Genomic DNA, 19,710 nt, shown 5'->3' with positions numbered 1-19,710 from the left:
TCTCTGGAGCATACCTTAATCTAGGATTATTCCTTAACTCGATATAAACATATTTTCTAAATTCCAACTTCTATTACAGTCCACCTTAGTTAAGTTCTCTAATAAATACTTGTGTACTTTTTCACTTTTCTTTACAAATACATCACTTATATATATACTTACATTATGAAAGCGAATTCGGTGGTTATTTTGGAGGGATAATAATGATAAAATGGTTACGCAGTTCAAATATAAGCGGTCTGTTATTAGCAATTATTAGAGTTTATTTAGGTGTCTTATGGCTGATGTCTGGCATTGAAAAAGTTGGCGGTTTTACCGCTGAAAAATTCATAGCTGCAGCAATCAAGAACCCCGTTGTTGGTCCAACAGGTCACTCTGTATACGGCTGGTTTACTTCTATTCTAGAAAGCTTCGTTGCACCAAATATCGGTATTTTTAATTTTCTAGTAGCTTGGGGTGAGGTATTCATCGGACTCGGCTTAATCTTTGGAGCTTTCACCACAGCAGCTACATTCTTTGCACTCATGATGAATTTCAGTTACTTGCTAGCTGGAAGTATTTCAGTCAATCCGCAATATATTTTCCTCGAATTTATAGTTATTATCGCTGGATATAACGCTGGAAAAATTGGGCTAGATCGCTTTATCATCCCATTTATCCGTGAAAAAGTCCCTTTTCTTAAAAATTCGGTTGAAGGCTACTGATTTTTTAGTAACTATCACACTTTTATAGATCAATGTACCAATAAATACTTGTAAATTTGTTCCGTGATGTCTAATGGTGATCGATCATCTGTATTTATGCTTAAACTGGCACATTCTTGATAAAAAGGCATTCTTTTAATTTGTAATTCTGTTAGTTGCTGCACTGACATTTGGTTTGCAAGTGGTCTTTCTTCGTTTTTACCCACTCGCTCTAAGATTGTACTTGTTGAAGCTTCCAGCAGTATTACAGGGGTCTTTGCCGCTTGTAAAATTTTTAGATTTCGTATACTAATTGGAGTTCCTCCACCTGTTGAGAGGACTCCATTTTTGTTTAATTGCTTTAATAAAGTTTTGTGTTCTAATTCACGAAACCTTTTCTCACCATAATTTGAAAAGATTTCTTTTATTGTTTGTCCAGTATTTTCAACAATTTCTTGATCTAAGTCGGTGTGCGGTACCACTAACGTCTCGGCAAGCAACCTTCCAATTGTTGTTTTTCCGCTTCCCATAAAACCTATTAAGATCGCATCCATTACTCTATCTCTCCTCGACAATTTGGTATTTTTGATTTATAAGTACTTCTTTTGCCTTCTCACAGTCATTTTCTTTCATAAATGTAAGTTGCAATACACCATCAATCTCTTCTCGAATTTCTAAAATCTGCAGATTAACTAAATTAATTTTATTATGTGCTAACAATGCTGTCACTCTTGCAATCACACCTAATTTATCTGGTATATTAACAAGTAAATCGTAAAAATTTGGCAGCCTATATTCTTTTTGATTGCTTAATTTATCCCGGCTATTCTTTGCTTGAGCAAATAAATTGTAAAGATTTTCTTGATTACCAGTACTTAAATCATTTTGTACTTCTAAAAGCAACTGCTGGTATTTTGCCAATTGCTTTGTAAGTATTGCTGCATTCGTCTTTAAAATCGCACTCCACATGTCTGGATCAGAAGATGCAATTCTCGTAATCGATTTAAAACCACCAGCTGCCAGCTTCATTCCTAATGCTGAATCAGAAAATTCATCCTGAGTACGATTTACCAGAGTTGCTGCAATAATATGCGGTAAGTGACTGATTTGTCCTACTAATGTATCATGTGTGCCTGCATCAATTTTAAACCATTTAACATTTGTTTCTTGTAACAGTAACTGTAACTTTTCGACTTGCTCATTTTTTGTTTTTGGTGCTACCAAAAAATAGAACGCATTCTCAAATAAATCCGCTCTTCCAGCTGTAACGCCCATTTTATGGGATCCAGCCATTGGATGACCACCAATAAAAGTCACAGTTGGTTGAACCAATTCTTCAGCTGCTTTTGAAACTGCTTGCTTTGTGCTCCCTACATCTGTAATAATCACACCTGGTTTCAACTGCAGTTTGCTTAATTCATGCAGCGTTCTAATAATTTGATCTACTGGAGTTGCCAAAATAATGATATCGGCTGTTTTAACAGCTGCAAAATTTCTCGCAGCCTTATCAATTATTTTATTTGCAATTGCGTAATTCAAAGTTTCTTCGTCTGTATCCGCTGCAGTAATCACAATTTCTTGCTTCTTTTTTTTAATTGCCCGTGCAAGTGAGCTACCAATTAAACCAAGTCCATTGATAAAAACCTCCGTTGTACTCATCACATCAACTCCTGCCATTTAATAATGATTTTAAATCTACAAAAAATGATGGGTATGAAACTGCAATCGCTCCTGAATCATTGAGATACAACTCTTGATCTGTACGCAAGGCAGCAACTGCCATCATCATCCCAATACGATGATCTCCATGACTATCCAATACATTTGTATTAGTCTTCCAACTTTTTCTTCCATGAATTACCATCCCATCTGGTAATTCATTAATCAACACACCTAACTTACTTAACTCTTGTATAACTGTTGTAATCCGATCTGTTTCTTTTACGCGTAATTCTGCTGCACCTCTTATTTCACTCACTCCATCAGCACATGCCGCCAGTAACGCTACCAGTGGCAATTCATCAATCAATGCTGGGATATCATTTTCCGCTATCCTAATCGATTTTAGACTGCTTGTCCTAATTTCAATATCTCCGTAACTCTCATCTTTGTTTTCTTTATAGAAAATCCTAAAGTTTGCTCCCATTTGTTCTAAAACTCTTAAAATTCCAGTTCTAGTTGGATTCAAACTTACATTTTTCAAAAGCACTTTTGAATTTGGTACAATTGCCGCAGCTACCAAGAAAAAAGCAGCTGATGATATATCTCCAGGGACATTAATTACTTGTCCTCTTAATTTATCAACTGGTTTTATATTAATTGTTTTTTGATCACTTTGAGTTGTGATATCTGCTCCAAATTTACGCAGCATTAACTCAGTATGATTTCTTGTTGGCAGCTTTTCAGTTACTGTCATCGGTGCATCAGCTTGTAATGCAGCAAAAATAACAGCACTTTTAACTTGTGCACTTGCCACCTGTAACTGAATATTAGTTCCATGAATTTTACTACCTGTAACGACTGCTGGAAGGGTTCCCCGCTTTGTTGTTGCAATTTTTGCACCCATTTTAGAAAGCGGATCAGCAACTCTTTTCATCGGTCTTTGTGATAAAGACTCGTCTCCTTGCAGGCTACTGGTAAAATTCGTTCCTGCAAGCAACCCCATTAACAGCCTGGTTGTCGTTCCTGAATTACCCATTTCAAGTGATTGTTCAGGACTTTTAAGGCTCCCAATTCCCTCTCCGTGTACAATTACCTGTTCTTTATTTTCTAAAATTGTTACACCGAGTTGTCTAAGTGCATTTAAAGTACTCCGACAATCCTGTGACCACAAAAAATGATTAATGACTGTTTGCCCTTCACTTATTGCGCCTATCATTAATGCTCTATGTGAAATACTTTTATCTCCAGGAACATTAATTATTCCATGTAACCCTCCTACAGGAAAGGTATCTAATTTAATTTTCCTCACTATAGCTGCTCCTTAACAATCTGATATACCACCCAAACCATCTGTGGCTTGAATCTTTTTAGAACAATTTCATCTTTTCTTAGATAAATATTTTTAGTATTAGTAAGTACATATTGGCCATTCTCTAAATACTTTTGATAAGCAAGATACTTGCTTCCTGTACACTTTATTTCAGTAGGTTCAACAACCTGACTCATTAAGTCAGCTAATGCCGCGTGAGTATAGGCAACTCCACTGTTGCATCTTCTATTTTCTAGCAATATTAATGGTGATATTTCAAATATAAAGCTCGTAACTAGCTTTAAGCGGTTAACATTGCGATAGTGAAAGTCACCCCAATCAATACCTAATTCGCTAGACTTAAATGCTGTAGGCATCACAATATACTCATTTTGATATTTTGATATTTGTGTTATTAACTTTTCAAAACTCGTATGCAGCTGAATTTCGACAGTTTGATTTACTAAATACTGTTCAATATAATAAATTGTTGCTGCATAGCTATCCGTTTGCTTTGGACCAAGCGTGTGTATTCGCAATTTAATCTCCTCTTACGTCCTAAAAATTCCGAACTTCTTGCCGATAATCAGCAATCTGCCTTTTTAAGCGCTCTAAGTTACTTCCTTCAAAAGTCTCTAGAATCTCTTTAGTTAATTCAATTGCAACTACACTTTCGACAACAATTGAAGCCGGTACAATTGCTGTGGTGTCGGAACGCTCAACATTAGCCTTTTGTTGCAAGTGTGTCTCGATGTTGACTGTTTGCAGTGCCTTGTATAGAGTTGGTATTGGCTTCATCGCAGCAAAAATCACCACGGGCATTCCGTTAGTCATTCCACCCTCAAAGCCTCCTAAATTATCACTCGTTCGTGTCCATCCCGAAGTTTTGTCCCAAGTAATTGGATCCATAACCTGACTTCCAAATTGACCAGCAACTTCAAATCCATCTCCAATAGAAACACCTTTCATTGCATTTATTCCCATCACAACTGCTGCTAGTTTCGCATCCAACTTAGTATTCCATCCAGTGTAACTTCCTAACCCTGCTGGCAAATTATTCACAACTACTCGAATGATTCCGCCAAGAGTATCCCCATTTTTTTTAGTTTTATCTATTAATTCATGAATTTCAGTGACTCTTTGATTGTCGATAATTCGCAAATCATTTTGTGAAATTTTATCCATAATTGTTTCTGAATCGGTTGAACGACCCCCTAAGACCTTAATCGAACCAATCTGCTCTACATATCCAACAATACTAATATCCAATTGCTTCAAAAGTTGCTTGCAAATTGCTCCGATTGCTACACGCATTGCAGTCTCTCGTGCAGAAGATCGTTCCAAAACATTGCGTAAATCACGCTGTCCATACTTCATCCCCCCAACTAAATCTGCATGTCCTGGACGTGGTCGTGTGACTTTTCTTAATGTATTTTGTTTTGTTTCAATACTACTTGGATCCATAATTTTAGACCAATGAGCGTGGTCAATATTATTAATCATTAACGCAATCGGTGACCCTAATGTTTTTTGATGGCGCACACCGCCCACAATTTGAACAGCATCGTGCTCAATTTTTTGGCGATTTCCTCTCCCATAGCCACCTTGTCTAGCTGATAATTGCTGATTAATTTGATCTATATCAATCTCCACTCCCGCTGGAAACCCCTCTAATATTCCTGTTAATTGCGGGCCGTGCGATTCACCAGCTGTTAGATAGTTCATTTAAAAATCCTCCTCTAATTTATTAGATCATCTTTTTTTAGATTTTCTGCCTCATATGTTCGTGAATTTTTCATAATATGCCGATAAACATCTTGCAAGTATGGCGTTAACCTCTCATTAGAACTCTGCGCTGAAATTTTGCTAAGCACTGCTTCTTCACGTTTTTCATCTAGAACTACTTGTTGCTTTAAAACTTTTATTCTACCAACCAACTTAACTTGTTTAAAACGATACTCAAGCAAGCGGACTACCCAGTAATCAATTAACGTAATTTTCTTCCTAGCTTGCTCAAGATTCATTTCAGACCCTAGAACTATTCGCACCCCCACAGAAAGTAAAAGTCCAATCAGAGCAATCAGCAAGTCAAATTCCAAGACTGCTCTGATGTTATTCTTTGACAACCATCCAGTAATTAATGGAATTGAAAAGGATGCTAAACTGCCAAAAGTAAAGAAAATTCCAGTAATTAAGCCTTTATGTTTTGAAAATAGTTTTAGAAATAGATTTAACCCTGTCTGCATAATACCGCCTGCAGCACTCATTCCGAATACTAGTGAAGCAATACTAACTAATAAGCTATTATTAGTAAAATTAACCACTAACAGACTTATTAAGCTCAAGCAATTCAATGAAATTAAGAGTACAGTTTCAGCAAGATGTTTGCGCAATAGCAAGAAGACAATAATGACACCGATTATTGAACCTATACTATACAATGAGAGCAGTAAATGTGCTTGCAAATTACTAAAATGCAGCTGTTTTTCTGCATATAAACTAATCCATTGTGTGTATACTATCATCAAAGCCATCGAACTATATCCGTAAAGGGAAAGCAAAACTGCTAATCCTTTTCTGCGCCAAGCTGGAAGATGAGCAAATAATTGCTGTTGAACTTCCTGATTAAGATTTTTTTCTGGAAATTTTACTGGGAATAGGATTATCGCATTTAAAACTAAAATAATAACTGCAAGTACAAATGACCAGCCAAACCACAGCTTGTTAACCTCCAAGAAAGAAACAACTAACGGTAAAATAAATTCGCCTGCTGACATAAAAGCCTTAATCAAAATATTTGAAGCCCCATTGTTGGTTCCCATTTCAAGAAAAACAGGGTATGTCCCTGAATCAAGTGCTGAATTTGCAATACCTGCTAGAATCGCCAGCAAATATGCGGCAACAAAATCTTTAACTAACAACATTCCGATAAAGAAAATAAAATAACTACCAATTCCAATGTAAATAAAACTCTTTCTTCCGTACCGGTCTGCTAGACTACCCAATAATAAATACGCAGCTAGCCGACCGATTCCAACACCAGAAATAACATATGAAACAACTGCTAAGGGCTGACCCCACAATTTCCCAAGCTCCAGCATATTTTGAGCCAAAATTATCAAACCAATTCCATGAACAAAATAGTTCAGATATAACCCCAATGTTAGTCTTTTTCGTTTGCTCGTTTCCATATTATTCCTCCTTTATAATAAAATAAAAAACCAGCTAGATTTTTCATCTAACTGGTTTTAACCGATTATTCAACAAGGAATCAGTCATATTACCAATTAGACTACTACAAGTCTAGCCGGCAAAAAATGACCTTGCGCACCCAGACACGGACGTCCCGTCCGTGCCGCGAAACACGAACGCTACTTAAAGTAGGCAAAGCCATAATAATATGAATTTAAGCGCTTCGTATGAATACACATTTAATAGATCCTTCCTTTGTTTTATTTATTTTACATTAAAACACCTTATAAATTAAAAGTCAATTATTTATTTTTCTTTGGATTAAAAACTACATCTTGTCTAAGAACAGGAATCCTTCTCCTCTTTAAAAATAACGGAACTTTTTCAATTCTGACATCGCTAAATTCTAGACCAAACCATTGAAGTGGTGTCGTACTATGATTCTGCAAAAAAATTCGGCCTGTTATTAAGAATCTGCGCCAAGCCCCAATTTGTGAATTGGGCGACAACAGTTCTTGAATCAACACGAAACAAAAGTCGCCAACAATTCTTTTATTTAATGTTGTATATTTTTGCGGCTGTTCATCTATAATATCATCATCCATTAATTCCTGAACTACCTGTCTCAAATAAAGATTGACGCTATGGTTTGCCTTGAAACCTAAAAATAGCTGTAAATTCACAATATTTCTCGTTCCCATCATATCAACGGTATAATAACTCGTGTATGGCTCGTTCGTGGTATTTACAGTCACAAACCAATATACTTTTGCTCTTTTTGGTTGCTTATCCAATATCGAATACAGTATCTCACGCTTGATTGAATAATTCTTTGCAACTTTAGCAAGCATCACTAAGTTACTCATGAAGAACGGAATACTGTCATCATTTGATAACTCAATGAGCTGTGCGCGGTAATCTAATAAAGAAACAGTCTCCGATTCATCCATAAGATTATTTTGAACACGATTACCATAAAACCAAACAATCATTATTAGCAAAATAATCAATGTTATGATGACCGATACAAAACCACCATGCATGAATTTGACAATACTAGCAATAAAGAAAATAGTCTCAATTGTTAAAAATATACAAGTAATCAAAAAGGCAAAAATATGTGACATCCTCGATTTAATAAATTGGTACAATAAAATAGTTGTCATTAGCATAGTAACAGTAATTGCCAATCCATATGCAGCTTCCATATGTTCCGAACTCCTAAAATAGAGAACGATGATGGTTGTACACCCCGCTAGCATCCAATTGACAGGAAAAATATAAATTTGGCCCCTAGATAAACTAGGGTGAATCACACGAAGTCGCGGCAAAATTTTGAGTCCAATAGCCTCCTCAACTAAGGTGAATGATCCTGTAATTAATGCTTGGGAAGCAATAATTGCAGCAAAAGTTGCAAGAATAACCACTCCCACCCTGAGATTGGCGGGTAGCATATCAAAAAAAGGATTAATTGACTTAGCTGGTAAATTACCTAATCTACTATGCTGAATTAACCACGCACCCTGTCCAAAATAATTCAAGATTAGAGCAATAAAAACAAATGGCCATGTAATGTATATATTTTTTCTCCCCACATGTCCCATGTCCGAATACAAAGCCTCTGCACCAGTAGTTGCGAGGAAGATACTGCCAAGAATAAATATTCCAACCGGATTGGCTTTGGAAAATAAAAAGGTAAAACCATAAAATGGGGAAAGCGCCTTTAATACTACCCATTCACTCGTCATATTTAGTATTCCAAATACTGCTAAAAAAGAAAACCAAATAACCATTATCGGTCCAAAGGCTTTTCCTATGAAATTGGTTCCAAACCGCTGAATCAAAAACAAAAATAATAAAATAACAATTGTTACAAGGATAACCTGATCCTGATTACCAATCAAAATATCTTTCCCAATTTTTATTCCTTTTAATCCTTCTACCGCACTAGTTACGGTCACAGCAGGAGTTAATGTCCCATCAGCCAAGATTGCAGCTCCCCCAACTATTGCAGGGATAATCAACCATTTCGTCTGCTTTTTCACTAAAGCATATAATGCGAAAATCCCACCTTCACCTTTATTAGAGGCTCTTAGTGCTATCAAAACATATTTGATGGTTGTAACTATCATTAGTGTCCAAAAAATTAATGACAGACTACCAATAATGTATTCGGGTGACAAATTATTGCGATCTCCTGCATCCCCAATTAAAGCATTCATAACATATAACGGTGAAGTTCCAATATCACCATAAACTATTCCCAATGTAATTAATGAGCCTAAGACCAGACTTTCCTTTTTCTTCATATCCTTATCTCTTTTCCAATAAACATAATTATTATAGGACTACTTTCTAAAAAATTGTTCTACAAATAACCTATTAGGATAGCAATAATAACAGTCATTAATGTATTAGTAAATAACTATCTCCTTTTTTCGTATTTTGTTAATATCGGTAAGATTGCACCCAATCCTATCAGTACAACTATTGCGATAATATTTATCATCAATTCATACCACCATGTATCTCCCATGAACGCAACATCTTGTGGAAATATTCCAAATACCGTTGCAATCACAGTGACTGCTAGAGCCCAAAATCCAATCAACCATGCAAGTTTATCATTTTTGATAAATACATAGGTTGATGGGTACTGTGCACTATTTCTCCGCACCCGCATAAAGGCATAAAAAATCCAACAAGTTACGCCTGGCGAAATAATACCATTTAAATTCAGTAACCAGTTAAAAATATCATTCATATCGGGCAAAAATATTCCCAACAGCAAAATAAGACCCGATAATATACAAGTCAAGATATATCCATTTATCGGAAGCCCATTCTTGTTTGTCTTTCGTAATACTTTAGGCATAAACCGAGTTCCTGTATCCGAAATTAGCATTCTTGTCATAGCATCTAAAAGCACAGCAAGAAGTGCTGCCAAGTAGATGACCTCAGTCCATGCAAAGAGATACATAAATAAGTTGCCCACATGGTACTGTTCACCGAGTGCTTGAAAAGCATAATAGGATCCATTCATCTTCAAATCCTTTGGTAAATGATGTGCATTAAAAAATATCCCTAATGAAAACGAGCCAAAAATTGTTAAAAATGCTGTCATTCCTACTAATAAAAGCATTGATTTTGGAAACTCACTGGCCGGTTTCTTCATTTTCGTTACAAATGGTGCAATTAATTCGCAACCATTGACAGCATAGATTAATAATCCAATCGTTGTTAGATATTTTAAATCAAATTTCGGAATAATTGCTCCTAAATTCATGGGTTGTGTTTCAATATGGCCTCCCATCCCCAACGATGCAACCGCCATTATCACAAATAATACTGTCATACCAAACATTGCAATCCCGCCTATGGAGCTCAGTAATTCAAGGGATTTTTTGAATCTAGACTGTACTAAAATAAATACTACAAAAATTATTAAAGTCCACAAAGCAAACTGCTCATTGGACATCAAATCTTGAAATTTTCCGTCCCCAGTAACTGCCCAACCTAGACCAACGACTACTGAATTTGCCGTATCAACAACATATGGAATTGAAGCTGCCCAATATGTCCATGCTGTAAAATATCCCAAAAATTCACCATTTGTCCCCCTAATCCAAGAACTAAGTCCACCGCCTTCCTCGTTAAAGATTGAACCTAGTTGTCCTACCATCAATGAATATGGGATAACATATAAAACTAACATCAAAACCCAGGAAGTTATTACACCCATTCCTTGATTTTTGAAATTATATATTAAGTCGTCAAATCCGATAACGGTAACAAAACTCATTAAAGCTAGAACTTGCCATGATATGTAGTGGTTCTTTTGAGACACATCTGTCTGCATTGATACTACACTTCCTCGTTAAATAAAATTAAAATTGCCTAGGTATAATACCATATTCTCTAACCTTGTAATAGTTTTTTTTGTAGATTCTTATCTACAGCATAGATATAAAGACCCTTTCTTGCACGCGTTAATAAAACATTTAAAGCATTCAATATTAGGCGTTCTTTAACTGCCTTAATATTTGTATTCAGGTGTTTTAACCCGTTAAAAGCAGCTTGATCTTCATAAAGCTCTGAGCGAACAACTAACTTGCTTAATTGTTCATCGTAACCCAAGCTAGGCCCAAGTATTACACCTGCATAATTCAAATCAAATCCCTGAATCGTATAAACCGAACCAACTTCATCAATCGTATCTGTTCTTTCAGCCCATGCCAAAGATTCTTGTGGTTTGCTCCTATCCCAACGTAAGCTTAGAGTTCCTGCTTTTACAAAATAATCATTTCCATCTAAGCGATAGGGAAAATCATATGTCGCTAACAATCTGCTAAGCCCTGCGGTTACCTCGTGCTCTTTTATCAATTCATACATTTGCTTGCTATCATTCATTATACGAAAATCAAATTTTTGCTTTTCTGGCAAACGACAGATTTTTTTATTGCAAAAACCATTGATCCAATCCTGCACATCAGAATTTGCTTCTATTCTGAACTGTTTTTGCAAGTGTCTGATTTTGACATTGTCTTCACCTAAAATTGCAGCTAACTTTTGCTTTGACCAATAGCTTTTAGCTTTCAATACTTGTTTATTATCGAATATCAATATAACTATCTTTGCATTCTTTAGAATTTCTTGCAGTTGGTTCTCCTGGTAAAAATGATTATATGCATCTTTTTTAGTTAATAACAAATGTGACTCATCAACAATCACAACGTCAGCCTTTTCAGCACTCTTTTGAATCTTATTGATAAAAGATGTTGGGCGCTCAAAATTCTTTTTTAATAAAATCGAAGATTCTCCGGCTATCCTTTTATAGAACTTCAACATTTCAGGATGGTTAACCAGTACATAGTTCTTGGTTCCACCAAAAATTGAATCTTTATCCTTACAAGCCGCTTGAATTTCATTAAACAAAGCTGTAACTAATACACTTTTACCCGTTCCCGCTTGGCCTTCAATCACAAATATAGCCTTCTGCCCTTTATAAAGCTTACTCTTTGCAAAGTCCAAAGCTTCCCTTTCAATTTCTTTTTGTTCGTAGCTTAGCTTATGCACAGGCCAAGTTATATCAAATTTCTTCTCGTCTTCTCTTACCATAAAATATTCACCCCTGCTAACAAAATATACATGCCAAAAATTATCTCTGTTACAAATTGCCATCCCTTAAATCTTTTTAAAGTCTTTCTTCACACTTTCTTCACATTTCAAGCATAACATTGCACTTGTAACCTGATATAAAAACAACTTTTCATTTACTCCCCCTATATAGTAAGTGAAGTGATTCTTTTAAATCACACAACCTTTTCTCCGTATGTTTAAGCATACGGAGTTTTTTTACTGGGGCTGCCATTCCTATCACCATTGATAAGAATGTCATTTTTTGGATTAAATTTTGTGCTTTACTCTAGCTTTCAACTATATACTTTTTTGGGGGCAGTATTTTTAATGTACTCTTGAATTCTGCATCAAACTGTCTTCATATTGAAAAAAAGAGGTCAAATAGATATAATAGCCTAAGACGATCAGGGATAGCAAACTAATTTTTATAGTTTGTTTTAAAAAACAGAGACTATTTTTGAACAACCTGTTTTTTCCTATTATAAAATATATTATGGAGATTATTATGCCAACTTCACCTTTAATAAGCGTTATTGTTCCAGTATACAATGTTGCACCATACCTTCGACATTGTATTGATTCCATTATTAATCAAACTTACCAAAATATCGAGATAGTTTTTATTAATGACGGATCAACTGACGATTCAGCAGAAATCTTAACTGAATATGAGTCAAAAGATTCTAGAATAAGAGTAATTCATCAAAAAAATGGTGGGCTATCAAATGCAAGAAATAATGGTATTTCAAATTCAAAGGGATCATATATAACTTTTATTGATTCAGACGATTATGTTTCAAAGGACTATGTTTCTTATTTACTAGATCTTCTTCGAAAAAATAATTTTCAGTCAAAATTAGCAATTTGTTCATTAATGAATGTTTTTATAAAGACAAACACTCAAAGAAATAATGGAAATGATCAAGAAGCTGTACTTACAGGTAAAGAATGTATTGAAAAAATGTGCTACCAAGATTTAGTTGATACGTGTGCCTACGCAAAGTTGGGGGCTCGCGAATTATATGACACTGTTAAATTTCCTGAAGGAATGCTTTTTGAAGATATTGCGACAACTTACCAACTATTTGATTTATGCGATACTGTATGCTGTGGATTTTACGCTAAATACTTCTATGTTATTCGTGAAGGATCAATAGTTACGTCCGGTTTCAATAGCAAGAAACTAGAATTAATTCCGATGACTGACAAAATGGCAAATTACATAAGTTCAAAATATCCAGAATTGGCAAACGCCACTCTTCGTCGCCAAGTTTATTCACGTTTTAGTACATTAAATCAGATCTTATCGGACTCTGAATCTCGTGTCCCAGGTCAAATTAAAGAGATTCTAAAATTTTTAAAGCTTCACAAACAAGAAGTTTTAAATGATCCTAAAACCCCTAAGAGAGACAGAATTGCTTATCTTTTTCTATGTTTTGGAATACCTATTTACAAACATGCATGGAAGTTCTATGAAGTTTTAAAAACAACTAAAATATTAAATAAAGAAAGTTAAAAAATGAAAATTTCAATTGTAATATCAACCTATAATGGTGAAAAATTCATATTGGATCAATTGGATTCGTTAAAAAATCAAACAGTTTTGGCTGATGAAGTGATTATTGTAGATGATTGCTCAACGGATAAAACTGTTGAACTAGTTAACAACTACATTGCAAGATATCAATTAACTAGTTGGAATATTTACGTTAACGAAAAAAATTTAGGTTGGCGTAAAAACTTTATGGACAGTATTTGGAAAAGTTCCGGTGATCTTATTTTCACTTGTGATCAAGATGATATTTGGCGGCAAGACAAACTGAGTATTATGAAACGCATAATGGAGGATCATTCTGAGATAAGTCTGCTGACATCTAACTATAAAGAGTTTTACGATAACGGGCATACTGCCATAGGCCCTTGGAAAAATGAAAAAAAGCTTAAAAAGATTCTTCTTACCAATAATTATTTCTTAGTAAAAAGCCCAGGATGCACACATTGCATAAGAAGAAATTTGGCTGAATTAAGTAAAAAGTATTGGAAACCTGAATACCCTCATGATGCATTATTGTGGCGCTTAGCTCTTTTTACTAATAGCTTATATACTTATACTGATACCTTAATTAATTGGCGTAAGCATACTGCAAGTGCGTTTGCTCAAGAGAGTCATGACCTTAAAACTATTGGTGAAAAGAAAAAATGGATCAAAACTGCCCAAAGTTTTCAGAATACTCTGAAAAAATTCATTAGAGACGACGTTATTACTGATATAACACATCAAAGTTCTGTCCTTAAGCGAAATGATAAGTGGTTGGATACTAGGTATAACTTCTATAATTATCAGAATGTTTTAACTGGAATTATACTAAGCTTCTATTGGGACTGTTATCCACGCCATCGACAGTATCTAGGTGACTGGTACCTAATCTTTATCAAAAAAGAATAATAAAACTACCTGAATAATTATAAAGTTGATTTGTAATAATAATCATGAATAGCTACATCAACCGTTTATAAAAAGCGAATTCCAAAAGTTAGCTCAAAACACTAACTTTTGGAATTCGCTTCATTTTTTACTTTCCTTTACCCCTATATATTTTATTGTCTGCTGCCTCACTACTACGGCAAAAATCAATTGTGCATCGATAAGATATAGATACCCGATATCCTTAATAGTCAGGCCATAAGCGGACAACATGTCTCAAATAATTAAGCAGTTCAGCAATGAATATCATACTTTTTTTACAAACTTCACTGTGTATTTTCTTTTCGCCAATAACTTAAATCTGCAAATAATCCTAAAAATACAATATTAAAAGATAACTCATACAAATGTTGATCAATTAATGAGCTAAGTATTGCAAGCACCAACCACACAATTAAAATAAAATTGTTTTCATTATAAAATTTACGATATGAGAAATAGATTACAGCCAACAAAACAAAGAATGCCAGTATTCCTTCCATCATCAGTACTCGAATAAATGAAACATCTATATAAAAGTAATCAAAAGGTTGATTATGTACTCCACCATTACCATTTTGATAAACAAGTTGCCCTAAAAATGTCACATTATAATTTTTAAAAGCTTCATGCCCATATGTTAATCTGCCAGACAAAAGCTTATTCGCTAATTGAAAAATGCGAATTGAAGGCTCATAGAGATAAGCTAATACTATATTGAGAAAAATTACTACAAAAACAGTAGCTGCCGCAATTGTTACCTTTACTCTCTTAATAATATTAAAAATAAAGTCTTTGAATACAGCAACTAAGATAACCATCAGCATCAGTAAAAAGTCTAACCGTGTATCCGTGAGAGCATAAATCATGACTGAGAAAGCAACTGTAGCTATATACTCAGGAATACTAAACTTAAATTTTCTCAAAGCAGCATAGGAAAGCAGTATATAAAAACATCTTGCAGCTAAATCAGTTGGATAAACAGTTCCCAAAGAATATCGGACAGTTGCTTCAAGAGACCTACCAATTGTTACATTAACAATAAAGCCAGATAATGCAGCAATTATTGTTACAATAAGTACCATGATAACCGTACATAAAAAAACCTTTATTATTTTTTTAAAATCTACATCCTTTGCTCCAACAATAAACACATAGTAATAAAAAAATAAATATTCACCAGAAGTTGTACAAATCTGCCATAATACCAAACCCGATAGCAGAATCACACATATACCCTTTAAATCCCACTTGTCAAATAATAGAATTTTTATGAGAACTCCTAATATTGTTAACTCACTTATTAAATAGGTGTACTCACTAACAGAAGTAGCCCAAATGAACATCGTTCCACTAATTGTACTTGCTATGATATATACTGCAAACATTGATAAATAAATCAATTCTGGTAAATTTAATACTTTATTGTTCAACGGAGCTATCACAGGTTCTTTTTCTATATTATTTATCATTTTCAAGCTAACCCCATTATTGAAGTTTTTTATTATTCAAAGTCCAAAGCTCAAGCAATAAAAAACTAAGTTTAGTTTCCTACTTCCATTTTTACAACGTTTAATGCCGCACTTATAACTTGGTCCATATCATAGTAACGATACTGCCCTAACCGACCACCAAACAAAACATTCTTAGCTTTTTGATCTGCTAGTTCTTTGTACTGCTTATACAATGTATTATTCTCCGTATTATTAACCGGATAATAGGGTTCATCTCCACGCTTCCAACTTCTCGGATATTCACGTGTAACGACAGTCTTATTTTTATCACCTTTGCCAAACTCAAAATGTTTATGTTCAATAATTCTTGTGAAAGGTGTTTCAGCATCAGTATAATTCACAACTGCATTTCCCTGGTAATTATCAACATCCAATTCCTCTGTCTCAAACTTCAGACTACGGTATTCTAGCTCTCCTAATGAATAATTGAAGTATTCATCAATCATGCCTGTGAATATAACCCTATCAAATTCTTTCAAGTATTCATCTTTCTTATCAAAGAAATCAATCCCTGTCTCAACAGTAATCAAATCACTAGCAAGCATCTTTTCAACTATCTGTGTGTAGCCTCCAATAGGAATTCCTTGGTAGTCATCATTAAAATAATTGTTATCATATGTCAGCCTAACTGGTAATCTACGAATAATAAATGCTGGCAAATCTTTTGTTGAGTGTCCCCATTGCTTTTCCGTATAACCCTTAATCAATTTTTCATAAATATCCGTACCTACTAAAGAAATTGCTTGTTCTTCTAAATTTTCAGGACGTTTACCGTTTAAAATTGATTTTTGTTCATTAATCTTTGCTTGCGCATCTTCTGGTGTTACAACACCCCAGAGTTTATTGAATGTATTCATATTAAATGGTAAGTTATAAATTTCACCATGGTAGTTTGCTACTGGACTATTTGTATAACGATTGAAGTCCGCAAATTGATTTACATAATCCCAGATCTTTTTGTTTGATGTATGAAAAATATGTGCCCCATATTGATGAACTTGAATACCATCCACTTCTTTGGTAAAAATATTACCCGCAATATGGTTACGTCTTTCAATTACCTTAACTTCATGCCCTTTTTTTGCAGCTTCATACGCAAATGTTGCTCCAAATAATCCTGCTCCAACTATTAAATACTTAGTCATTTTTTTCCTCCAATGTTACTTTATAAATTACTAAAAAATACAGTTAGCCTAATAAATTACACAGACTTTTTACTCAATCCCATTTTTCTCAAGAAAAACAGACTAACTTTTCGGAACCAATTTTGTTTTCCAATAAAAAGAACAGGTAGCTCAGTATATTTTATTTGATTCTTCTCAAACCAAACATCTAGTAAAATCTCACTGATGAACCCAAAAATTCTTTTTTCATAATCAGAATACTCTGATATATTAACTCTTTTTTCTACTTCTGGCAGTATCTCAAAAAGCCATTCTGTATAATTATCAAATACTTCACTCTTTGCAATTACCATATTAAACATATGAACAGCTCTTCTATCAACTACTGCTTCGAAAGAAGGAATATAATCAGGATATCGTTCACCTATAACATCTTTGGCAAGCTCAAGTCCTTCTATATGATGTGCATGCGCATAATGAGACCAGGATGTTTCAATATAATAGTTTCTTTTGTGCGGTAAAATGGCATCATTTTCTTGCAATAGACTCGCAATTTTATCACTTTTAAGAATCTCGTTAAACTTTTCTGCGGGTGTCTTGAAGAATGCCTTTCTTCCATCAGAAAAGTATCTACGATAATGCACTAAGCCTTTCACATCAGCAACTCTATTTTTCCATGCCCAATATTGAACAGTTAACTCACAATAGTTAGGATTTTTTGCGGAAATATTCACACCTGTATTGTCTCTTTCAAAACCCTTAAAATTTTCAGGATTTTTGCCTACCTGTACAGGCACATACACATTCTCATCTGGCATTTTCACATTTTTGTGACTAACCACATAAATCTCAGTTTTCATTAAGTCCTACTTTCTCTCCACTTAAAACGCACCATCCGCCTTAAAAATCGCAACAATATTTTTTAACAAAATTTTCAAGTCAAATAAAAGACAAGCATGATCTACATAGTAAAGCTCATACTCACATCTTTCAGGGTATTCAATATTACTTCTTCCAGAGGCTTGCCAGTAACCCATCGCTCCTGGAGTAACAGATAAAAATTTATCCACCCTATCACCGTATTCTTTTAATTCTTCTTCAATGATCGGTCGTGGTCCAATTAGGCTCATATCACCTTTGAATATATTAATGAATTGCGGTAGCTCATCAATCGACGTTTTCCTCAAGAAATGACCTAGTCTTGTTATTCGCGGATCTTTGTCTGGTGGTAATTTATAGCTATTGGCAACATACAATCTATATAATTCTGTATCGTTCTCCAATACTTCTGCTGCGCCTACAACCATTGACCTGAACTTATAAATATAAAACTTCTTTTTATTTTTTCCTACACGTTCCTGTTTATAAAACAATGGGCCCTTATTCTTTCCAAAGCTATATATGATTACCATCATCATAAATATTGGAATCATCGCAATCAAAGCCACAATCGAAATGAGAATGTCCATGATACGTTTGAAAAATAAATAAGTCTTATTTTGACCCTTATACCCTATTTCGCGAGTCATTAATTTCTCCTCTATATAATACAAAATGCAAATTTTATTTTACCATAGTAAGGTAAAATATACACAATACACAGTATAATACTACCACAGAATATACGCAATTTTATAAAAATTAACTTTAAAAAGCATAAATGTACTATTTCACTAAGACTATAAAAAAATCCCAGAATCATTGGCTTACAAAACAGCAAGTCAATTCTAGGATCACTCATATCTATTTTAGTCACTCTATTTTACAGCCTACATTATCCACTTCCATAACAAGAAATTTTCCAGCTGTAAACTTCTTTGATAATTCCTTTGCTACCATTGCAGCTATCTTTTCATGAACAAGCATCATGACTGTTGGTCCCGCTCCACTCAAATATGTACCATATACTCCCAGTGGATGAGCTAACTCTCTGATTTCCTTTAAATATGGAACCAGCTTCTCACGGTAATGTTCATGAAACCTATCAGCTTCAATCATTTTCCCAGCCTTATCTAACTCCCCGTTCATCAATGCTGCAACTAATGTATTTCCCACGCCGCTTCCTTCAATTGCCACCTTAAAAGGAAGAGAGTCGGGAAGTACCCCTCGGCTTTCCTTTGTCAATAAAGTTGCATTTGGCACATACGCAACAAATCTTAGTTCAGGCAAGTTGGCAACCACACTTGTCACATTATTTCCATTATATGATGACACAACTAGATTTCCAAAAATAGCTGGAGCAACGTTGTCAGGATGGCCCTCAAGTTTGGTTGCAATCTCTAATTTTTGTTGCTTTGTTAGCTTTAAATTACCAATTTTGTCAGCAATTTCAATCCCGGCTACTATTGCAGAAGAACTACTTCCAAGACCACGTGCTAATGGTATATCCGAGCTTACAGCCACTCTATGCGGTCTGATTGTAGGAGCAACCTTTAATGCAGTACTAATAATCAGATTGCGTTCATCATGGTAGACTTTCCCCATATCATGCTCTACAATCCAAGTTGAGCTTTCTCCTAAAACTTTGACTGTGAGATAAAGGTTGACTGCCACCCCAATGGAATCAAATCCTGGTCCAAGATTTGCACTTGTTGCTGGCACTCTAAATTCAAATTGCATTTAT

17 protein-coding genes are annotated in these 19,710 nt (G+C 34.7%); 3 read left to right on the top strand and 14 right to left on the bottom strand.

What is annotated here, in order from left to right; genetic code table 11:
• The first annotated feature begins 203 nt into the window (after window positions 1-203).
• Window positions 204-704, top strand: a complete 501-nt coding sequence (locus FFX44_RS06360; RefSeq protein ID WP_289979030.1) for a DoxX family membrane protein — start codon at window positions 204-206, stop codon at window positions 702-704.
• A 29-nt stretch (window positions 705-733) separates the two neighbouring features.
• Here FFX44_RS06360 and FFX44_RS06355 read toward each other — a convergent pair whose 3' ends face one another.
• The 9 genes from FFX44_RS06355 to FFX44_RS06315 form a co-directional block, all read right to left on the bottom strand.
• Window positions 734-1,237, bottom strand: coding sequence for a shikimate kinase (locus FFX44_RS06355; protein ID WP_289979029.1), 504 nt, complete (start codon window positions 1,235-1,237; stop codon window positions 734-736).
• Between the two features lie 4 nt (window positions 1,238-1,241).
• On the bottom strand, window positions 1,242-2,342 hold the full coding sequence (locus tag FFX44_RS06350; protein ID WP_289979027.1) for a prephenate dehydrogenase: 1,101 nt from the start codon (window positions 2,340-2,342) through the stop codon (window positions 1,242-1,244).
• A gap of 4 nt (window positions 2,343-2,346) precedes the next feature.
• Entirely contained in the window at window positions 2,347-3,654 is a 1,308-nt protein-coding gene (gene aroA / locus FFX44_RS06345; protein WP_289979026.1) for a 3-phosphoshikimate 1-carboxyvinyltransferase, read from the bottom strand.
• Window positions 3,654-4,193, bottom strand: a complete 540-nt coding sequence (locus FFX44_RS06340; RefSeq protein WP_289979024.1) for a hypothetical protein — start codon at window positions 4,191-4,193, stop codon at window positions 3,654-3,656. The genes aroA and FFX44_RS06340 overlap by 1 nt, the downstream gene beginning before the upstream one ends.
• 19 nt (window positions 4,194-4,212) lie before the next feature.
• Complete coding sequence (gene aroC, locus FFX44_RS06335) at window positions 4,213-5,379, bottom strand: chorismate synthase (protein ID WP_289979023.1); 1,167 nt, start codon at window positions 5,377-5,379, stop codon at window positions 4,213-4,215.
• A 14-nt stretch (window positions 5,380-5,393) separates the two neighbouring features.
• Complete coding sequence (locus FFX44_RS06330) at window positions 5,394-6,845, bottom strand: MFS transporter (RefSeq protein ID WP_289979021.1); 1,452 nt, start codon at window positions 6,843-6,845, stop codon at window positions 5,394-5,396.
• 303 nt (window positions 6,846-7,148) lie between these two features.
• Window positions 7,149-9,155, bottom strand: coding sequence for a KUP/HAK/KT family potassium transporter (locus tag FFX44_RS06325; RefSeq protein WP_289979019.1), 2,007 nt, complete (start codon window positions 9,153-9,155; stop codon window positions 7,149-7,151).
• Between the two features lie 116 nt (window positions 9,156-9,271).
• Window positions 9,272-10,705, bottom strand: a complete 1,434-nt coding sequence (locus FFX44_RS06320; protein WP_289979018.1) for an amino acid permease — start codon at window positions 10,703-10,705, stop codon at window positions 9,272-9,274.
• 59 nt (window positions 10,706-10,764) lie between these two features.
• Window positions 10,765-11,964, bottom strand: a complete 1,200-nt coding sequence (locus tag FFX44_RS06315; protein WP_289979015.1) for a DUF2075 domain-containing protein — start codon at window positions 11,962-11,964, stop codon at window positions 10,765-10,767.
• A 526-nt stretch (window positions 11,965-12,490) separates the two neighbouring features.
• On the opposite strand from FFX44_RS06315, the gene FFX44_RS06310 reads away from it, so the two are divergent.
• Together FFX44_RS06310 and FFX44_RS06305 are read left to right on the top strand one after the other, a co-directional pair.
• Complete coding sequence (locus FFX44_RS06310) at window positions 12,491-13,501, top strand: glycosyltransferase family 2 protein (protein ID WP_289979013.1); 1,011 nt, start codon at window positions 12,491-12,493, stop codon at window positions 13,499-13,501.
• 3 nt (window positions 13,502-13,504) lie between these two features.
• The gene (locus FFX44_RS06305; protein ID WP_289979011.1) at window positions 13,505-14,431 is read left to right on the top strand and encodes a glycosyltransferase; all 927 of its coding nucleotides are present in this window, start codon (window positions 13,505-13,507) and stop codon (window positions 14,429-14,431) included.
• Window positions 14,432-14,736: 305 nt separating this feature from the next.
• Here the strand turns inward: FFX44_RS06305 and FFX44_RS06300 are convergent, their stop codons facing one another.
• The 5 genes from FFX44_RS06300 to thrB form a co-directional block, all read right to left on the bottom strand.
• Window positions 14,737-15,921 (bottom strand): hypothetical protein, encoded by a 1,185-nt coding sequence (locus FFX44_RS06300; RefSeq protein WP_289979009.1) that lies wholly within the window; start codon window positions 15,919-15,921, stop codon window positions 14,737-14,739.
• A 71-nt stretch (window positions 15,922-15,992) separates the two neighbouring features.
• Complete coding sequence (glf, locus tag FFX44_RS06295) at window positions 15,993-17,108, bottom strand: UDP-galactopyranose mutase (RefSeq protein ID WP_289979006.1); 1,116 nt, start codon at window positions 17,106-17,108, stop codon at window positions 15,993-15,995.
• 56 nt (window positions 17,109-17,164) lie between these two features.
• Window positions 17,165-17,947, bottom strand: coding sequence for a DUF4422 domain-containing protein (locus FFX44_RS06290; protein ID WP_289979004.1), 783 nt, complete (start codon window positions 17,945-17,947; stop codon window positions 17,165-17,167).
• 21 nt (window positions 17,948-17,968) lie between these two features.
• Window positions 17,969-18,616 (bottom strand): sugar transferase, encoded by a 648-nt coding sequence (locus FFX44_RS06285; protein ID WP_289979001.1) that lies wholly within the window; start codon window positions 18,614-18,616, stop codon window positions 17,969-17,971.
• A 223-nt stretch (window positions 18,617-18,839) separates the two neighbouring features.
• A complete protein-coding gene (thrB, locus tag FFX44_RS06280) occupies window positions 18,840-19,706 on the bottom strand; it encodes a homoserine kinase (protein WP_289978999.1) in 867 nt (288 codons plus the stop codon).
• Window positions 19,707-19,710: the final 4 nt, after the last annotated feature.

This window comes from Lactobacillus sp. UCMA15818, from assembly GCF_030400225.1.
GTDB lineage: Bacteria > Bacillota > Bacilli > Lactobacillales > Lactobacillaceae > Liquorilactobacillus.
Note: the sequence above shows the minus strand (reverse complement) of the source record. Positions and strands in the feature narration are given on the sequence as shown.

Bases quoted from the DNA above. Each gene is read 5' to 3' on its own strand.
- FFX44_RS06360 (WP_289979030.1), top strand. From the start codon at position 204: ATGATAAAATGGTTACGCAGTTCAAATATAAGCGGTCTGTTATTAGCA.
- FFX44_RS06310 (WP_289979013.1), top strand. From the start codon at position 12,491: ATGCCAACTTCACCTTTAATAAGCGTTATTGTTCCAGTATACAATGTT.
- glf (WP_289979006.1), bottom strand. From the start codon at position 17,108: ATGACTAAGTATTTAATAGTTGGAGCAGGATTATTTGGAGCAACATTT.
- FFX44_RS06285 (WP_289979001.1), bottom strand. From the start codon at position 18,616: ATGACTCGCGAAATAGGGTATAAGGGTCAAAATAAGACTTATTTATTT.
- FFX44_RS06290 (WP_289979004.1), bottom strand. From the start codon at position 17,947: ATGAAAACTGAGATTTATGTGGTTAGTCACAAAAATGTGAAAATGCCA.
- FFX44_RS06305 (WP_289979011.1), top strand. From the start codon at position 13,505: ATGAAAATTTCAATTGTAATATCAACCTATAATGGTGAAAAATTCATA.
- FFX44_RS06300 (WP_289979009.1), bottom strand. From the start codon at position 15,921: ATGATAAATAATATAGAAAAAGAACCTGTGATAGCTCCGTTGAACAAT.
- FFX44_RS06330 (WP_289979021.1), bottom strand. From the start codon at position 6,845: ATGGAAACGAGCAAACGAAAAAGACTAACATTGGGGTTATATCTGAAC.
- thrB (WP_289978999.1), bottom strand. From the start codon at position 19,706: ATGCAATTTGAATTTAGAGTGCCAGCAACAAGTGCAAATCTTGGACCA.
- FFX44_RS06350 (WP_289979027.1), bottom strand. From the start codon at position 2,342: ATGAGTACAACGGAGGTTTTTATCAATGGACTTGGTTTAATTGGTAGC.
- FFX44_RS06355 (WP_289979029.1), bottom strand. From the start codon at position 1,237: ATGGATGCGATCTTAATAGGTTTTATGGGAAGCGGAAAAACAACAATT.
- FFX44_RS06315 (WP_289979015.1), bottom strand. From the start codon at position 11,964: ATGGTAAGAGAAGACGAGAAGAAATTTGATATAACTTGGCCTGTGCAT.
- FFX44_RS06325 (WP_289979019.1), bottom strand. From the start codon at position 9,155: ATGAAGAAAAAGGAAAGTCTGGTCTTAGGCTCATTAATTACATTGGGA.
- FFX44_RS06320 (WP_289979018.1), bottom strand. From the start codon at position 10,705: ATGCAGACAGATGTGTCTCAAAAGAACCACTACATATCATGGCAAGTT.
- aroC (WP_289979023.1), bottom strand. From the start codon at position 5,379: ATGAACTATCTAACAGCTGGTGAATCGCACGGCCCGCAATTAACAGGA.